Raw genomic sequence first — 16,254 nt, forward strand, 5'->3', positions numbered from 1 at the left:
AGGAGCGTCCACGGCCCCCGATCACGCCGAGCCGGCCGGGGCCAGTCGTGCTCACCGCGCCTGCTCAGCGGGCCGTCAGCCGCGCAGGAGCAGGAGGCGCGGGCCGGTGCCGGCGCCGTCGCGCACGAGGTGGACCGTGCGGTCCCCCGTGGCCTCGGCGTGGACGCCGGCGGCCACGACGACGCGCAGCGCGCCGGTCGTCCGCACGGCGACGGCGAGGGCGCCGGGTGAGCGGTCGAGCCAGTCCGCGGCCGTCTCCTCCCAGGGCGCGGTGCCGGCGGCCCACGCGTCGCGCAGCTCACGCGTCTCCGGGCCGCTGCCCGGCGCACCCGCCCGGCGGACGACGCTGAGCCGGGCACCGCGCTCCGCGTCGGCGGGCTCGCGCAGGAGCCAGGAGTCGACGGTGAGGTCACCCGTGGCCTCGGGGGCGTCGCCGAGCTCCACGGTGCCGGAGACGGCCCTCACCTCGACACCCGGTGTGGGGGCAGGAGGCGCCGGCCAGCCACCCCACTCGGGGTCGGCGCCGAGGATCTCCCGCGCGTGCCGCGTGACGTCCGCGGTCGCGTACTGCCCGGCGGACTGCTCGACCGCCACGACGCTCCCGCTCGTGAGACGCGGGGTGAGCAGCGGCGGGAACTGCAGCACACGCGGGTCGGCGAGGACGGTGAGCGTGCTGTGCCGGGCGTCGTCGAGGTAGACCCGCTCGACCTCGCCCCGCTGCACGAGCTCGCGAACCGGGCGCGCCAGAGGGCGCTCCTCGGCGACGGGATCGACGAGGGACTCGTGGTGGACGATCCCCACCCGCCGGCCGTCGGTCACGTAGGCGCGGAGGCGGTCGAGGGTGCCGGGCTGCAGCCAGTCCTCGCGCCAGTCCGCGAGGACGACGACGTCCAGCGCCCGGCCCGGCTCCCCGTCCTGCGGGTGGCGCTCCCAGCGGCGCGGCGCCGGGAAGGCGCGCGGCCCGTGCGGCGGGAGGAACCTCGCCGCGTCGCGCCAGCCCACCTGGCGGTGCCACTCGGAGTAGGCCTCGAAGTACTCCGAGCGCGCGGGGTGGCGCCAGCCGGAGGAGTAGTCCGACGCGGAGAGGGAGCCTGCGTCGGCAAGGAGCACGGTGAGCGCGTGGGTCGGCACGTCGACGACCTTGCCGTCGAAGGCGGCCTCGACCCGCAGCGCGTACTCGTTGTCGGCGGCCTTGCGCACCGGGTCGAAGAAGCCGACGCGGTTGACGACGGGGAAGACCCTGATCATGAGCGAGGAGGCGGCCGTGAAGCGCCCGCCGTAGCCGACCCTGCTCAGCTCCATCTCCTCGGTGGCCCGCACGCCCAGGCTCCGGGTCGCGGCGAGCGTCTCGTCCTCGAGCATCGGCCGCACCCCGAGCTCCAGGCGCTGGGGATGGGCCCAGTCGTCGGAGTCGAGGCACGTGAAGAAGTCGCCCGTGGCCCGGCGCAGCGCGGTGTTGCGCGCGCGGTAGGTGCCACCGTTGACGGCCTTGCGGATGACCGTGACCCGCTCGTCCATGCCCTCGACCTCCTCGAGGACGCCCGGCGTGGGCGACGGCGAGGCGTCGTCGACGACGAAGAGCTCGATGTTCTGCCACGTCTGCTCCAGGACGGAGCGGACCGCGGTGAGGAGGTGGCGGTCGGGGTTGAAGCAGCTGATGACGACGGTGATCTTCTTCTCGTGCCTGACCCGGTGCTCGCTCGTCGTCGTCAGCCGGTCGAAGGGTGTGTCGCCCACGGGCAGGAGCCCGGCCTGGACGACGTCGGGGCCGAAGAGAGCCGCGTTGAGCGCCTCGAGCCAGTGGGTCTCGTCGCCACCGGCCCGGAGCCACGGGTTGGCGAGGTCGGCCGCGGCCAGCCGCCCGGCGCCCGGCGCCACGGGAACGGTGCGCGTGAGCGTGTCCGCGAGATCCAGGTCGCGCTCCTTGATCGCGAGCTGAAGGAGCAGGGTCGCCTCCCGCTGCTCGAGGAGCCGCGGGTGCTCCGACAGCACCCACTGGAGGAGCCCGAGGGCGGCGACACGGTCCTCGGGCTCGTCCGTCTGGACGGCGACGACACGCGCGTAGTCGAGCACCCGTAGCGGGTCGAGCGCGATCCCCGGGCGACGACCGCGCCGGTAGCCGCGGCCGAGCTCCTCGAGCTCGCGGGCTCCGGCTCGCCGCCCCGTGGCGAGGGACGCCAGGAGCTCTCGGCCGTGGCGCGACTTCGTCCGGATGAGCGCCCGGGTCAGCGCCTGCGGATTCTCCGTCACGTGTGCGCGCGCGACGTCGGAAGTCACCCGGTCACTCCTGGCGCGAGGCGCCCGTCGCCGCGCGTAGCGCCGCAGCCGCCTGCTCCAGGTCGGTCTGGGCACGGTCGAGCCGCGCGACGTACTGCTCCTGCATGAGCCGGACGGTGCCGAGGACGTCGTCCTGGGTGGCCGCCTCGACGTGTGCCCCGCGACGCAGCAGCTCGTCCTCGACGACCGTCATGCGCTCCTCGGAGGCCCGCTGCCACCGGGTGAAGTGCCGCTGCTGCCACCGCACCTTCTGGTTGGTGTCGATCGCGGCCACGGTGCCCACACCGACGACGAGGCCGAGCAGGACCACGGCGACCACGCCCGCGCCACGGTCGAACGCGACGGCGGCACCGGCGACGAGCAGCACGACCCCGAGTGCTGCGACAGCGAGCTTCTTGGACACAGGTGACCCCTTCCAGCGACTGCCCCAGGTTACACAGCGGGACTCGACCGTCCGGGCACCCTCCGTCGGCTAGCATCGCCCCCAGCCCGCCACCCGCCTCCGACGGGAACGACCGACCATGCCGCTCTCCACGCCCCGGCAGCGCGCCCTTGCCGCGGGGACCCTCCTCCTGGTGCTGGCCGCTGTCGTGACGGCGCTCAGCGGGCACGACGGCTGGAGCATCGCGCTGTCCGCCGTCGTCCTGGGCGCGACCGCCGTCGCGGTCCTCGACCTTCGTCACCGGCAGCGGGCGCTCTCGCGCCGGCAGCGCCGGCTGGAGCAGGCACTCGCGGAGCGCGACGCCTCGCACACGACGCAGCTGCAGACGCTCGGGCGGGCGGTCCAGGAGACCACAGCCGCGCTGGCGGAGCTGCGCGAGGAGGTCCACGCCGAGGCGGAAGCCGCGGCAGCCCGGCACGGAGAGACGGCGTGGCGGCTGACCCGCCTCGACCACGAGCCGGTCACCGAGGTCCAGGCACTCCTCCAGCTGCTCCGCAGGGTTCCCGACGCCCCTCCGCTCCCCGACCTGGGCGGGTGGGCGCTGTCCGCCAGCACCATCCTGGCCGTCTGGGACGTCGTCCAGCGCGACCGGCCGGCGCAGATCGTCGAGTGCGGCAGCGGGAGCTCCTCCGTCTGGCTCGGGTACGCGGCCCGGGCGGCCGGCGCCGGCCGGGTGGTCTCCCTCGAGCACCAGGCCGACTACGCCCGCCAGACGCGGGCCATGCTCGCCAGGCACGGACTGCAGGACGTCGTCGAGGTCCGTCACGCCCCGCTCACCGAGGTCGAGGTCGGCGGGCAGACCTTCCGCTGGTACGACCCCGTCCGCGTGGAGGACCTGCACGCCGTCGACATGCTCCTCGTCGACGGACCGCCGAAGAGCACCGGACCGCTCGCCCGCTACCCGGCCGTCCCGCTCCTGGGCGACCGGCTCGTGGCCGGTGCCGGCATCGTGGTCGACGACGCCGGCCGGCCCGACGAGCGTGCGGTGGTGGAACGGTGGGTGAAGGACGGCCGCGTCGAGCACGAACGTCACCTCAGCCGCGACGCCGTGCTGCTGCGCATCCCCCGTCCCGGCGGCGGGGTCTGAGAGGCTGCCACATGGCCCTTCGCGACCAGCTCCGCCGTCTTCCCCCGATCGCCCGACGCGACGAGCAGGTCGCCGAGCTGCGGAAGCAGGTGCGCCGGCTGGAACGACGGCTGGAACGCCGCCTCGCGCCGCCGCCACCGCCCCCACCACCTCCGCCTCCGCGCTTCACGCCCAAGAAGCCCTCGTGGCACGTACGCGTCATGGAGCAGCAGCGGGTCCAGCGGGCGATCGCGGCAGACACCCGGCACGCCGACCACCCCCGCCACAACCTCTTCCTCAAGCTGCACAACTACGAGGTGGCCCGCAGCCACGGCGTGAGCACGCCGCGGGTGCTGGGTACGTGGCAGAGCCTCGACGACGTCGACTGGGACGCGCTGCCCGAGGAGTTCGTCCTCAAGAGCAACGGTGGCTCCACGAGCCGGGGAGTGCTCCCGCTCCAGCGTACGGACGCGGGCTTCGCACTCCTCGACGGCACCCGCACGTACACCGTCGAGTCCATCCACGAGCACTACGCGCAGGCCCGCAGCGCGCGAGCCCCCTACTTCGCCGAGAGTGTCGTGCCCGGTTCGCACGAGCGCCTGCCCGACGACATCAAGATCTACGCCTTCTACGGCGAGGTGGTCCTCGCCATCATCCGGCGCATGCGCGTCCACGGGGACACCCAGCAGTCGCGGGTCCGGCTGGTCGACGCCGAGGGCGAGGACCTCGGCCACGTCCTGCGCGGGAGGCCCTACGACGGGTCGATCCAGCTGCCGCGGCACTACGACGTCATGACGGGGGTCGCCGAGGTCCTGTCCACCGCGGTCCCCCTCCCGGTCGTCCGCGTCGACGTGTTCGGCACGGAGGACGGTGTGGTCCTCGGCGAGCTGACGCCGCTGCCCGGTGACTCCGGCACCTTCACGCGGGAGTGGGACGAGCGGCTCGGGGACCTGTACGACCGCGCCGAGGCACGGCTCCAGCTCGACCTCGCCGGTGGCCGGCCGTACGCGGTCCTCCACGGCCCCCACGCTCGAGCTCTCCACACCGCGGTGCCACCGACCTCGTCCGTGCCGCCGTTCCCCGCCGGGCTGCCGCGCCTGCGCGGCTGACCGACAGCCGTGGCCCACCTGCCTGGCAGAATGGCCGGGCCCCTACCGGCCCGAGGACAGAACGAGTGACGACATTGCCGACGACCCAGCCGCGCGAGACCCGTCGCCACGACCTTCTCGTCGACTACGCCGCGGTCGCCCGCGCCCGCGGTCCCCGCGCGACGGCGATGACGGCGCTGCGGCAGCGGTCGGTCCAGATGCGCGACATCCTCAGCTACGTCGCCACCGGTGACCAGCTGGTGTGGCCCGCGCTGCGTGACTCCCTGCGCGGCGGTGAGCGGCCGGCCCTCGACCCGGTGTGGGCGGCGAACCTCGCCTACGTCGTCGGGCTGCAGAACGTCGAGGCCCAGGACACGCCCGACGCCATCGCGCTCTACGACGAGGTGCTGCGCGAGCTGCCGGACAACCCCCAGCGGCTCGAGCAGCGGCGCACCTACGTCGAGCTCCTCCTGCGGCACGGTGACGCGCCACGAGCGCGGGGCGCACTGGAGACGATGCCCGAGCTGCGCGAGCTGGAGGACGACTACCTCTGGATCGACACCCTCAACCCGGCGGTCTGCGGCACCACCGACCGGGCAGCGGACTGGCTCGAGCTGGTCCAGCAGCGCTTCACCCGCCACGGGCTGGAGGCGCCGACCCTCTCCCCCGGCGCGCCGACCCCCCTCGACGCACTGCGGGCGACCCCGGAGGACGTCGTCGACGGCCCGCTCGTCTCCGTCGTCATGACGACGTACCGCCCCGACCACACCCTGCTCCACTCGGTGCGCTCGATCCTCGGCCAGTCGTGGCGGAACCTGGAGATCCTCCTCGTCGACGACGCCTCCCCGGAGGAGCACGCAGACGTCCTGCAACGCGCCGTCGACCTCGCCGGGGGCCGCCTGCGCCTCCTGCGCCAGCCGGTCAACCAGGGCACCTACGCGGCGCGGAACGCCGCACTCCCTCACGTCAGGGGCGAGTTCGTCACGGGCCAGGACTCGGACGACTGGTCCCACCCGCGCCGGCTCGAGCGCCAGGTCCGGCCGATGCTCGAGGACGGAGCCGTGACGAGCACGCGCAGCCGTGCCCTGACGATGTCCGAGCAGCTCGTCAACGTCCGGCCCGGGCAGACGCCCTCGCGGGCCAACGTCTCCTCGCTCATGTACCGCCGTTCGGTGCTCGACGTCGTCGGCGGTTACGACCACTCCCGGATGGGCGCGGACTCCGAGTTCATGGAGCGCCTCAGCGACGCGACCGCGCCGACCCTCGAGGTCGCCGAGCCCCTCGCCGTCGTCCGGGTCGTCCCGGCCTCCCTCTCGCGCGGCGACTTCGGCGCCAAGTGGCGCCACGAGGCGCGGCGCTCGTACGTCAGCGCCTACCGCCGCTGGCACAGCGACGCCGATCTCACGCGCGACGGGCACCTGCCCCGCGAGCCGCGTCCCTTCCCCCTCCCGCGGCGCTTCGCGCCGACCCCGCCGGTGCACGACACCTACGACGTCGTCTTCGCCTCGGAGTGGCGGCGCTTCGGGGGGCCGCAGAAGTCCATGGTCGAGGAGATCAAGGCCTTGCGCGCTGCCGGGATGCGCGTCGGGGTCATGCAGCTCGCCGCCACCCGGTTCATCTCCCTCAACGCCGGCCGCCACTGTCGGCCGCTCCAGGACATGCTCAACCGCGGCGACGTCGAGGAGGTCTTCCTCGACGACGACGTCACCGCCCGGCTCCTCGTCGTGCGGTACCCGCCCGTCCTGCAGTTCCTCCCACACGTGACGCCCCGGGTGCGGGCCGAGCGGCTCATCGTCCTGGCCAACCAGGCCCCGGCGGAGCGGGACGGCTCCGACATCCGCTACAACGTCGACGACTGCCGTGCGCACGCCGAGCAGCTCTTCGGCCGGACGGCGCTGTGGGTGCCCCAGGGTCCGACGGTGCGCGGCGCGCTCGCGCCGCTGCTCCCTACCGAGGAGCTCGCCTCCTTCGACATGCCCGGCATCATCGATGTCGAGGAGTGGTGGACCGAGCGGGAGTCGTGGCGCTCGGACCGGCCCGTCGTGGGCCGGCACTCGCGTGACGACCCCATGAAGTGGCCCGGTGACCAGGCCACGGTCCGGACGGTCTACCCGACGGACGGCAGCGTCGACGTCCGCGTCATGGGGGGCGGGGAGTCACTGGTGTCGGTGCTCGGCGACGTGCCGAGGAGCTGGGTCGTCTTCCCGCACAACTACATGGACGTCCGCACCTTCCTCGCCAGTCTCGACTTCTTCGTCTACTACCAGCACCCGCAGGCCTACGACGCGTTCGGCCGCTCGACCCTCGAGGCGATCGCCACGGGGTGCGTGGCGGTCCTGCCGCCTCACCTGGAGGCCACGTTCGGCCCCGCTGCCGTGTACGCGTCGGAGGAGGAGGCCGCGACCAGGGTGCGCGAGCTCTACGCGGACCCGGCCGCCTACCGGGCGCGGTCGACGGCGGCGCGCGCCTACGTCGACGAGCAGTTCGGGCCGCGCAGGTACGCCGGCCTCGTCGCCTCGCTCCTCGAGCAGGACGCGCTGCTCTAGGACCGGGTGCCCGAACCGGCCCGCAGGAGCGCGAGCTCCTCCCTGTGCCGTTCGGCGGCGCGCTGACGCTCGGCCTCGAACCCGGCCAGCAGTCGGCGCTCGAGCTCCTCGACCCGCTCGACCACCTTTCGGTCCCGCTCCGTCGCTCTCTCCCGCATCCGCGTGAGGTCTGTCTGGATCTTGCGACTGGCGGACAGGGCCTCGGAGAGGCGGCGGGTGAGCTGACGCTCACGCCGCATGGCTGCGACACCGGTCAGGGCACCGACCGCGGACAGTGCCGCGATGACGCCGAGAGCCAGCGGGGTGTGCCCCGCGGCGGCAAGAACCCCGCACAGGCCCGCGACGAGGAGGATCCCAGCCGCGGCCAGCGGCCGTCGCAGCGTTGCCTTCATGCGTCCTTCCCACGGCTCAGAGCGTTCGACGCTCGGATTCTTGCACGCCGGCCGGCGGTCACGCGCCGGCCCCCATGCTCGCCAGCACGTCCAGCCCGAGGCCGTCCGGCTCGCTGAGCTCGACGAGCGCGACGGCCCCGTACCCGCGGCGCATGGCACGCAGACGCTCGCGCAGGTAGTCCCGCCACGCCACCTCGGGGTGCGTCCAGGCGCCCTCCGGGACGACGAAGTCCACGGGCCAGCCGTACTCACGGACGGCGCCGAAGTGGTCGGAGTCGAGGACGACGACGGGCCGGAACCCGCCGGTGAGCACCTGCTCCTGGGCGACCCTCTCGAGCAGCTGGGGCACGTCGTCGTCGGTGGCCCCGACGAGGAGGACGAGGACGACGGGCAGGTTGTCCAGCCCCTGCCCGCCGAGGAGCCGACCGGCGGAGAGGAAGACCGAGCCGCCCACGGTGACGTCGAGGTCGAAGACGCGGGAGACGACCTCGCGGGCGGTGCGGCTGTCCCGCACCCGCCCGGCGACACGGCCCCCGAGCTTCTCGGCGGTGGGGTTGGACCGCACCCGGCGGGCGACGGTCTGGGCGAGGCGAGCCGCACGGCTCGCGGGGGACGGGCTCATCGGGTCTCTCCCGTCGCGAGGTCGAGCAGGAGCCGGGCGGCCTCCGGCGCGCCGTTGCCGGGGTCGGCGGCCTGGGCGCGGGCGGCCATCGCCGCGCCGTTGGCCAGCAGGTCCGCCAGGAGCGGCTGGGCCCCACCGACGCTGAGCGCCGGCAGCGTGTGCGCCCAGCCGTGGTCGGCGGCGTACCGGGCGCGGCCCTCCTGGTCGTCCAGCGAGGTGGCCGTGTTCGGCACGAACAGCGCGGGGACGCCGAGCCGGAGCAGCTCGTGGAAGGAGTTGTACCCGGAGGCGCTGATGACGAGGTCGAAGGCCCGGTAGCGGCGGGAGAGCGGGTAGTCGCGCACGAGGTGGACGTCGCCGCCCGGACCGCCGGACGCCGCGATCTCCGGGACCGTCACGCACACCCCGACGCCGAGCGCCGCCAGCGCGGCGGCGGCCGCCCCGAGGTCCCCGGAGGTGTCGTTGATGTTGCCCGCACCGAGCGAGACGAGCGCGAGCGGGCCGTCCTGCGGCAGGCCGAGCGCCGCACGTGCCTCCTCGCGGCTCTCGAGGTCGGCGCCGTCGAGGAGGGTGACCGGCCCGACCCGGTGGGCGGGCTCGCCGACGGTGGCGCCGGCGTCGTACTCGGCGGCGAGGTCGCCCGGCTCGAGGACGCGGTCGAACCACGCGGCCTTGCCGATCTGCTCGGTGTTGAGACCGGCGCGCCACATCCCACGCCGGGACCACACCCAGCGGGCGTCGGGGTTCTTCTCCCGGATCTCGTCCACGCCCTGGTAGGGCCAGGTGCCGTCGAAGACGACGACGTCGGGACGCACCCGCCGGATCGTCTCGCTCACCCGGTCGACGAACATCCCGCGCCACCGGCCCGGCGGCATCCCCAGGGCCTTGGCCGAGGGCAGGTACTCGAAGGGGTGGCCCAGCCGCGCCGCGACCGGCACGGCCTGCGACATCGACAGGAGGTAGGTGCGCGCGTCGCCGTCGAGGCGGCGGGCGTAGGAGAACAGCCGGGTGAGGTGGCCCATCCCGGCGCCGTTGCTCGACATGAGCAGGACGCGGGGGGCGTCGTCGTCGGCGCGGGTGTGGACGAGGGGAGTGCCCGCCGCGGGAGCGGGCGTCGCGGGCGCGGGTCCCTCGGCGTCCGGGGCGGCGGCGGGCGGCCCGGCCAGGGCCTCGACGCGGCGCACGTGGGTCTGGTAGCTGAAACGCTCGCGGGCCACCTCACCGGCGCGGCGGGCGTGCTCCTCGTAGGCGGCCCGGTCCGCGCGCAGCCGCTCGACGACGCCGCGCACCTCACCGGGCTCGGCGTAGATCGCCGCGTCCCCGAACAGGGCCCGGAAGTGCGGGGGCAGCACGGCCGGCACGCCGCTGGCGAGCGCCTCGAGGATGGTCCGGCCGAAGGCCTCCACCCACCGGGGGTCGTGGTAGTAGACGAAGAAGTCGAGACCGGCGAGGAAGTCCTGCGGGGTCATCGCCCCGAAGGGCAGCACCTCCCACGCCCTGGGGACGCGGCCGAGCACCCGCTCGACCGGGTCGGCGCCACCGAGGACGCGCACGGTCCACGAGCCGTCGACCGGGTAGACGGCCGTGAGGGTCTCGGCGTCACGCGGCCACTTCTGCGCCGACGGCCGGCTGTGGCGGCCCACCACCGGGCGGTCCGCGGCCCACGCGGTGCGGGGCCGCGCCCAGGAGTCGACGTCGATGACGTTGACCCAGTCCTGCTCCATGAGCCGGTCCGCGGGCACCTCGGCCCGGATCTCCTCACGCACGAGCGGGCCGATGGGGGCCCACAGCGGCTCGCGGCCCAGCCGCTCCCGTGCCGCGCGGTCCGCGGCGGCGACGTCGTAGACGACCGTGCCGTCGGTGTCACGAGGTCCGGCGTTGGCGAGCATGACGACGTGCTCGGCGGTGACCGGCGGCAGCTGCGCGGCCGCAGCCTGGAGCACCCCGGGGTGGCGGACGACGACGAGGCGCGCGGCGACGGGCCGCGGGCCGACGAGGAGCCGCGCCTTGCCGTCACGCACGAGCGCGGCGATGGCGGGGTTGACGCCCCGCGCCTTGCGCACGAGCGGGCCGTTGAGCTGGAGCAGGCCGGTGGTGTAGCCGGCGGCGTGCTGGGCCTCGATCTCCGTGGCGATGCTGTGGGAGGTCCCACCGGGGAAACGGAGGTCGGAGATGATGAGGACGTCGACCTCGCGGCTGGTGGTGCTCATGGTCCCCACATCCTGCCACCACCCCGCGCCCGAGGACGTCAGCGGCAGGCGTCGATCCGGTAGACAGCCGCGGTGCCGGCCTGGGCGACCTCGGTGAAGCCCTCGCTCACGTTGACGTCACGCATCGCGGCGGTGCGGTCGTCGACCTTGGCGCCGTCCTGCCCCGTGGCGGTGTCCTGGTAGAGGTGGGTGGCCCCCACGTCCGCGAGCGCCGCACACACGGCCGGGTCCTCGTGGATGGCGGCGAGCCCCTCCTGGAGCACGCGCTGGGCCGGGGACATCCCGCTCGCCCCCAGCTGGGGGAAGACGACGTCGACCCCCGCCACTGCGGGCAGCAGGGCGGAGCCGTTGAAGGGGTCCCCGACGACGACGGCGCCGGCCGGCAGGTCGAGCTCCCGCATCATCGCCAGCTCCTGCGCCGTCGCCATCGTCCCCCAGGCCAGCTCGCCCGGCACGTAGGCGCTCGCGACCACCCGGGCCTGCAGCGGCAGGCGCGCCACCGCCGTCCCGATGACGACCACGAGCACCGCCGCGAGCGCGAGGTGCCCGGCCGTGCGGGCCGGGACGCGACGTCGGACGGCGTCCACCGCCGTCGTGAACGCGTAGGCGGCGAGGAGGACGGCGGGGACGACCGCGACCGGGGCGATGCGGCCCGCCTGGGTGTACCAGAAGGCCGCGAGCCAGCGCAGCGGGTGGTCGGCGGGGCCGGCGGCGAGCACGGCGAGCGCGACCGGGAGCACGAGGGCGGCCGTCAGCCACCGGTGGCGACGGTGCAGGACGAGGAGGACGGCACCGACGACGGTGGCTGCCATGACGGCGAGATGTCCGCTGCCGTCGCCCGGGTAGCTGTAGGCGAGGGTCTGGTCGAGGAGGACCTCGCGCAGCGCGGCGAGGTGGCTGCGGCCGCTGGCGCGCTCGAAGCCAACGACGGACGACAGCGCGTCGAGGTTCGCCAGGACCACCGGGACTGCGACGACGGCGGCGGCGAGCGCCGCGAGCACCCCGCCGCCGGCGGCCCTGTGCCCGGCCCGGACGAGCCGCAGCGCCCAGCCACCCAGCGCCCCGACGACGAGCGGGCCCGCCACGAGCGCGAGGGAGAACAGGCCGCTCGCGTGCGCGACGACGACGCCGCCCACCCCGGCGGCCGCGGCGACGAGCGTCCCGGCGACGGCCGGCGCCCCCGCCCGGGCGCGGACCGCACGGACCGCCCGGAGCACGAGGAGCACCGCGCCGGGAAGCAGCGCCGTCGACAGCCCGTTGGCGAGCTGGGCCAGCACGGTGAGCTGGACGACGGGGTAGGCGACGAAGCCGGCGGCGAGCAGCGGGGCCAGCACGGCCGGCAGGGTGCGGCGGTGGAAGACCTCGCGCGCCAGGCCGGCGAGGCCCAGCACCCACACCCCGGTGCCGAGGACGAGTACCCCGGCGTTGGTCACCGCCGGCACCGAGGCGCCGGGCGCGAGGGCGAGGAGCGCGTGCCAGCCCGTCGGGTAGTACGGCGCCAGGGTGCCGTCGCCGTAGAGCGGGGCCAGCCCCCCGAGCGGGGTGACGACGCCGGTCTCGCGCACGGTGACCAGCGCGCCCAGGTGGAAGACCGCGTCCCACTGCTGGAGGGGCGCGTCGGGGGCCGGCAGCGTGGCGACGAAGGGGACGGCGAGGAGGACGGTGGCGGCTGTGGTGCCGGCGGCCACGGCGAGGGCCCGGCGGGTCCCGAGTGGTCCGGGACGCCAGGCGCCGCCGTCGGGTGTGGTGGCACGACGGCGGGAGACGAGCCACGTGAGCGCGCCGAGGACGGCGAGCAGGAGGGCCAGGCACGCGAGCACCGCGGGCAGCCGCCAGGCGACGCCGAGGGGGGCGAGCAGCACGCTGAGCACGCCCAGCGCCGCGACGGTCACCGGCGGCGCCCCGGCGAGCGCGGCCAGGCCGCGGACGCCGAGGAGCCGGAGCGCGAGCGCGCCCGGCACCACCGCGAGGAGTGCCAGGGCGAGGGCGTCCGGCACCAGGGCCCACCAGCTCATGCGGTGCTCAACGGCCCGCGCCGATGGCGATGCGCGGGGTGCCGGCCCAGGCGGCCGGGTCGGTGACCTGGCGCCCGTCCACGAGCAGGCGCACCCCGGGCAGGTCGGCGGGGGTGAGCGCACGGTAGTCGGCGTGGTCGGCCTGGAGGATCGCGACGTCGGCCGGCTCACCCAGGTGGTAGGGCTCCCAGCCCAAGGCGCTCAGCTCGGCGTCGGTGTACATCGGGTCGTGCACCGACACCGCCGCACCCCGCCCGCGCAGCGCCGCGACGGTGGCGAAGACCCCGGAGAACGCCGTCTCCTTCACCCCGCCCCGGTAGGCGGCACCCAGCACCACCGCACGCAGCCCCGACACGTCCCCCAGCAGCTCCGCCGCCCGGTCCACCGCGTAGGCCGGCATGCCGGCGTTGTGCTCGCGCGCGGTGCGCACGATCGAGGCGTCCGGGTCCGTCGACAGGTACAGCCGCGGGTAGACCGGGATGCAGTGCCCACCCACCGCGATGCCCGGGCGGTGGATGTGGGAGTAGGGCTGGGAGTTGCACGCCTCGATGACCGCGTACACGTCGATGCCCGCCTTGTCGGCGAAGACCGCGAACTGGTTGGCCAGCCCGATGTTGACGTCCCGGTAGGTGGTCTCGGCCAGCTTGGCCATCTCCGCCGCCTCCGCGCTGCCCATGTCCCACACCCCGTTGGGCCGGGCCAGGTCCGGGCGCTCGTCGAAGGTCAGCACCGCCTCGTAGAAGTCCCGCGCCCGCACCGTCCCGGCCTCGCTCAGCCCACCCACGAGCTTGGGGTAGCGGCGCAGGTCGGCCAGCACCCGCCCGGTCAGCACCCGCTCCGGGGAGAACACCAGGTGGAAGTCCTCCCCCTCGGCCAGCCCGGACACCTCCTCGAGCATCGGCTTCCACCGGCCCCGGGTCGTGCCCACCGGCAGCGTCGTCTCGTACGACACCAGCGTCCCGGGCCTCAGGTGCTCGGCCAGCGACCGCGTCGCCGCGTCCATCCACCCGAAGTCCGGCTGCCCCGTCTCCTCGTCCACGAACAGCGGCACCACCAGCACCACGGCGTCCGCGCCCGGCACCGCCTGCCCGTAGTCCGTCGTCGCCCGCAACCGTCCCGCCGGCACCAGCTCCGCCAGCTTCTCCTGCAGGTGCGCCTCACCCGGGAACGGCTCCGTCCCGGCGTTGACGAGGTCCACCACCGACTGCTGGACGTCCACCCCCACGACCTCGTGACCCGCGTCGGCGAACTGCACCGCCAACGGCAGACCGATCTTCCCCAGGGCGACGACGGCGATCCGCATGGTGCTCCTCAGCTCCGGGCCCGGCCGGTCCGGACCCGGGACTCACGATATCGGCGGCGGCGACCACGCGGGTGAGGTGGTGTCAGTTGAGCCGACGTCAGCCGCACGGCTACGCTCGCCCGGCACGTGGCACGTTCCCTCCCTCTCCGCCAGCCGTGCGCACGCGCCAGAAGGAGCCACGGGTGACGAGCACCGACACGCAGATGGCACGGCCCGCACCGGCGGCCCGTCCCTCGGCCTTCCGGCCCGACATCGAGGGCCTGCGCGCCGTCGCCATCGGCCTCGTGCTCGTCTACCACGCCGGCGTGCACCAGCTGCCGGGCGGGTTCGTCGGCGTGGACGTCTTCTTCGTCATCTCCGGGTTCCTCATCACCGGCCTGCTCATCCGCGAGATCGAGCGCGACGGACGGGTCTCCCTGCGCCGCTTCTACGCCCGCCGCGCCAAGCGGCTGCTGCCGGCGGCGGGCCTCGTGCTCGTCGTCACCGCGGCGCTCACCCTGTGGGCCCTGCCGGTCGTGGACCGGCGCGCCTTCGGCTGGGACATCGTCGGCGCGGCGCTGTACGTCGTCAACTGGGTGCTGGCCGGCCGCTCGGTCGACTACCTCGCCGAGGACGTCGGCGCCTCCCCGGTCCAGCACTTCTGGTCCCTCGCGGTCGAGGAGCAGTTCTACATCGTCTGGCCGCTGCTCCTCGTCCTCGTCGCCCTGCTGGTGCGGCGACACGCACGGCTGCGCGTCCGTCCCGTCATGGCGGTCGGGATCCTCCTCATCGTCGTGCCGTCCTTCCTCTGGTCGGTCCACTACTCCGAGGCCAGCCCGAACGCCGCCTTCTTCGTCACGACCACGCGCCTGTGGGAGCTGGGGATCGGCGCCTTCGTCGCGATCGGGGCCACGCAGTGGGGCCGACTGCCCCGGGCGGTGGCCACCGTGCTGGGGTGGGCCGGGCTGGCGACGGTCGTGCTCAGCGGACTCCTCCTCACCTCCGAGGTCACCTGGCCCGGCTCGGCCGCGCTGCTGCCCACCCTCGGCACCGCCGCAGTCATCGTCGCGGGCTTCGTCCACGGCAACCGAGGGCCGGCCCGGCTGCTCGCGTGGAAGCCCGCCGTCTGGGTCGGCGGCCTCTCCTACTCCCTCTACCTGTGGCACTGGCCCCTCATCGTCGCGGCCACGGCCCTGTGGGGGGACCTCGGCGGCAAGCGTGGGCTCCTCGTCATGGCGGCTGCCGTCGTGCCCGCCTACCTCAGCTACCGCTTCGTGGAGAACCCGATCCGCTTCTCCGGGAGCGTCTCGCGGTCCGACGGTCTGGCGCTGTCCATCGGCGCGAACTTCTCCCTCGTGGGCGTCGCCGCCGGGCTCGCTCTCGTCCTCGCGGTACCGATCACAGCTCCCTCGGCCGGCGCGGCGAGCGGCGCGGCCGCCCTCGAGGACGGCGCAGGGCAGACGACGGGCCCAGGGTCGCTCGCCTCGCTCGCCGAGGTCGAGGGTTTCGTCCCGGCCCCGGTCGACGCCCCCGACGACGTACCGGTCGGCTACGCCGACGACTGTGACGTCGACGTCACCGAGGACGACCTCGTCGTCTGCGAGTACGGGAACCCCGACGGCGACCTCACCGTGGCAGTCATCGGGGACTCGAAGATCTTCCAGTGGCAGTCCGCGATCGACGCCGTGGCCGAGGAGCAGGGCTGGCGCCTCGTCTACCTCATCAAGTCCGCCTGCCCCTTCACGGCCGCGCTGCCGGTAGCGGGTGGGGCGGTCAACGACACCTGTGTCACCTGGAACGATGACGCCCTCGCCACCGTGGCGGACCTTCAGCCTGACGTCGTGCTCACCTCCCAACGTAGCCCCTTCGCCCCGACGAGCCGGGAGACCCCGGACGACCGCACCACCGAGGCGATGGAGGACGGGCTCGTCGAGCGGTGGGAGGAGCTCGCCGAGCTCGGCATCCCCGTCGCCGTCCTTCTCGACAACCCCGCTCCGCCCGACCTCAGCGTCTACGAGTGCGTGGCCGAGAACCTCCAGTCCCTCGAGGAGTGCGCCTTCGACCGGGAGACCGGGATCGCGGAGAGCGCCGCCCTCACGCAGCGCGCGGCCGCCGAGCGGGTGGACACGGCACGCGTCGTCGACCTCACCGAGCACGTGTGCCCCGCCGAGGAGTGCGTGCCCGTCATCGGTGACGTCCTCGTCTACCGGCAGGGCTCCCACCTCACCGACACCTACGTCCGCTCCCTGACGCCGGTGCTCGCCCGCGAGCTCGTGCCCGTCGTCGAGGAGCTGGCCGGGGACTGACCCCGGCC

At 74.5% G+C, this 16,254-nt stretch carries 11 protein-coding genes; 4 read left to right on the forward strand and 7 right to left on the reverse strand.

What is annotated here, in order from left to right; translation table 11 throughout:
• Nucleotides 1-75 precede the first annotated feature (75 nt).
• Together DSZ44_RS11100 and DSZ44_RS11105 are read right to left on the reverse strand one after the other, a co-directional pair.
• On the reverse strand, nucleotides 76-2,277 hold the full coding sequence (locus DSZ44_RS11100) for a glycosyltransferase family 2 protein (protein ID WP_181424614.1): 2,202 nt from the start codon (nucleotides 2,275-2,277) through the stop codon (nucleotides 76-78).
• Nucleotides 2,278-2,281: 4 nt separating this feature from the next.
• Nucleotides 2,282-2,680 carry a hypothetical protein gene (locus tag DSZ44_RS11105; protein WP_110852696.1) on the reverse strand — a complete coding sequence of 133 codons (399 nt, stop codon included), beginning with the start codon at nucleotides 2,678-2,680 and terminating at the stop codon, nucleotides 2,282-2,284.
• A 118-nt stretch (nucleotides 2,681-2,798) separates the two neighbouring features.
• Here DSZ44_RS11105 and DSZ44_RS11110 point away from each other — a divergent pair, with 118 nt between their 5' ends.
• The 3 genes from DSZ44_RS11110 (at nucleotide 2,799) to DSZ44_RS11120 (ending at nucleotide 7,419) form a co-directional block, all read left to right on the forward strand.
• A complete protein-coding gene (locus tag DSZ44_RS11110) occupies nucleotides 2,799-3,806 on the forward strand; it encodes a class I SAM-dependent methyltransferase (RefSeq protein ID WP_110852697.1) in 1,008 nt (335 codons plus the stop codon).
• An 11-nt stretch (nucleotides 3,807-3,817) separates the two neighbouring features.
• Nucleotides 3,818-4,894 carry an ATP-grasp fold amidoligase family protein gene (locus tag DSZ44_RS11115; protein ID WP_110852698.1) on the forward strand — a complete coding sequence of 359 codons (1,077 nt, stop codon included), beginning with the start codon at nucleotides 3,818-3,820 and terminating at the stop codon, nucleotides 4,892-4,894.
• A gap of 65 nt (nucleotides 4,895-4,959) precedes the next feature.
• A complete protein-coding gene (locus DSZ44_RS11120; protein ID WP_146237528.1) occupies nucleotides 4,960-7,419 on the forward strand; it encodes a glycosyltransferase in 2,460 nt (819 codons plus the stop codon).
• Here the strand turns inward: DSZ44_RS11120 and DSZ44_RS11125 are convergent.
• Genes DSZ44_RS11125 through DSZ44_RS11145 form a run of 5 tightly spaced genes read right to left on the reverse strand, consistent with a single transcriptional unit; the run spans nucleotide 7,416 to nucleotide 13,961 of the window.
• Nucleotides 7,416-7,811 carry a hypothetical protein gene (locus DSZ44_RS11125; RefSeq protein ID WP_110852700.1) on the reverse strand — a complete coding sequence of 132 codons (396 nt, stop codon included), beginning with the start codon at nucleotides 7,809-7,811 and terminating at the stop codon, nucleotides 7,416-7,418. The two genes, DSZ44_RS11120 and DSZ44_RS11125, sit on opposite strands and share 4 nt — an antisense overlap.
• A 58-nt stretch (nucleotides 7,812-7,869) precedes the next feature.
• The gene (locus tag DSZ44_RS11130) at nucleotides 7,870-8,433 is read right to left on the reverse strand and encodes a hypothetical protein (protein WP_110852701.1); all 564 of its coding nucleotides are present in this window, start codon (nucleotides 8,431-8,433) and stop codon (nucleotides 7,870-7,872) included.
• Nucleotides 8,430-10,643 (reverse strand): glycosyltransferase, encoded by a 2,214-nt coding sequence (locus tag DSZ44_RS18810; RefSeq protein WP_258369432.1) that lies wholly within the window; start codon nucleotides 10,641-10,643, stop codon nucleotides 8,430-8,432. The genes DSZ44_RS11130 and DSZ44_RS18810 overlap by 4 nt, the downstream gene beginning before the upstream one ends.
• Nucleotides 10,644-10,681: 38 nt before the next feature.
• Nucleotides 10,682-12,658, reverse strand: a complete 1,977-nt coding sequence (locus DSZ44_RS11140; RefSeq protein ID WP_110852702.1) for a DUF6541 family protein — start codon at nucleotides 12,656-12,658, stop codon at nucleotides 10,682-10,684.
• 7 nt (nucleotides 12,659-12,665) lie between these two features.
• Nucleotides 12,666-13,961: a nucleotide sugar dehydrogenase gene (locus tag DSZ44_RS11145; RefSeq protein WP_110852703.1), complete on the reverse strand. Its 1,296-nt coding sequence runs from the start codon at nucleotides 13,959-13,961 to the stop codon at nucleotides 12,666-12,668.
• Nucleotides 13,962-14,143: 182 nt separating this feature from the next.
• On the opposite strand from DSZ44_RS11145, the gene DSZ44_RS11150 reads away from it, so the two are divergent.
• Nucleotides 14,144-16,246 carry an acyltransferase family protein gene (locus tag DSZ44_RS11150; RefSeq protein WP_110852704.1) on the forward strand — a complete coding sequence of 701 codons (2,103 nt, stop codon included), beginning with the start codon at nucleotides 14,144-14,146 and terminating at the stop codon, nucleotides 16,244-16,246.
• Nucleotides 16,247-16,254: the final 8 nt, after the last annotated feature.

Source organism: Georgenia satyanarayanai, from assembly GCF_900116375.1.
In the GTDB taxonomy this organism is placed as follows: Bacteria; Actinomycetota; Actinomycetes; order Actinomycetales; family Actinomycetaceae; genus Oceanitalea; species Oceanitalea nanhaiensis.

Coding starts and splice junctions, on each gene's coding strand:
- DSZ44_RS11110 (WP_110852697.1), top strand. CDS start 2,799: ATGCCGCTCTCCACGCCCCGGCAGCGCGCCCTTGCCGCGGGGACCCTC.
- DSZ44_RS11115 (WP_110852698.1), top strand. CDS start 3,818: ATGGCCCTTCGCGACCAGCTCCGCCGTCTTCCCCCGATCGCCCGACGC.
- DSZ44_RS11125 (WP_110852700.1), bottom strand. CDS start 7,811: ATGAAGGCAACGCTGCGACGGCCGCTGGCCGCGGCTGGGATCCTCCTC.
- DSZ44_RS18810 (WP_258369432.1), bottom strand. CDS start 10,643: ATGAGCACCACCAGCCGCGAGGTCGACGTCCTCATCATCTCCGACCTC.
- DSZ44_RS11130 (WP_110852701.1), bottom strand. CDS start 8,433: ATGAGCCCGTCCCCCGCGAGCCGTGCGGCTCGCCTCGCCCAGACCGTC.
- DSZ44_RS11140 (WP_110852702.1), bottom strand. CDS start 12,658: ATGAGCTGGTGGGCCCTGGTGCCGGACGCCCTCGCCCTGGCACTCCTC.
- DSZ44_RS11145 (WP_110852703.1), bottom strand. CDS start 13,961: ATGCGGATCGCCGTCGTCGCCCTGGGGAAGATCGGTCTGCCGTTGGCG.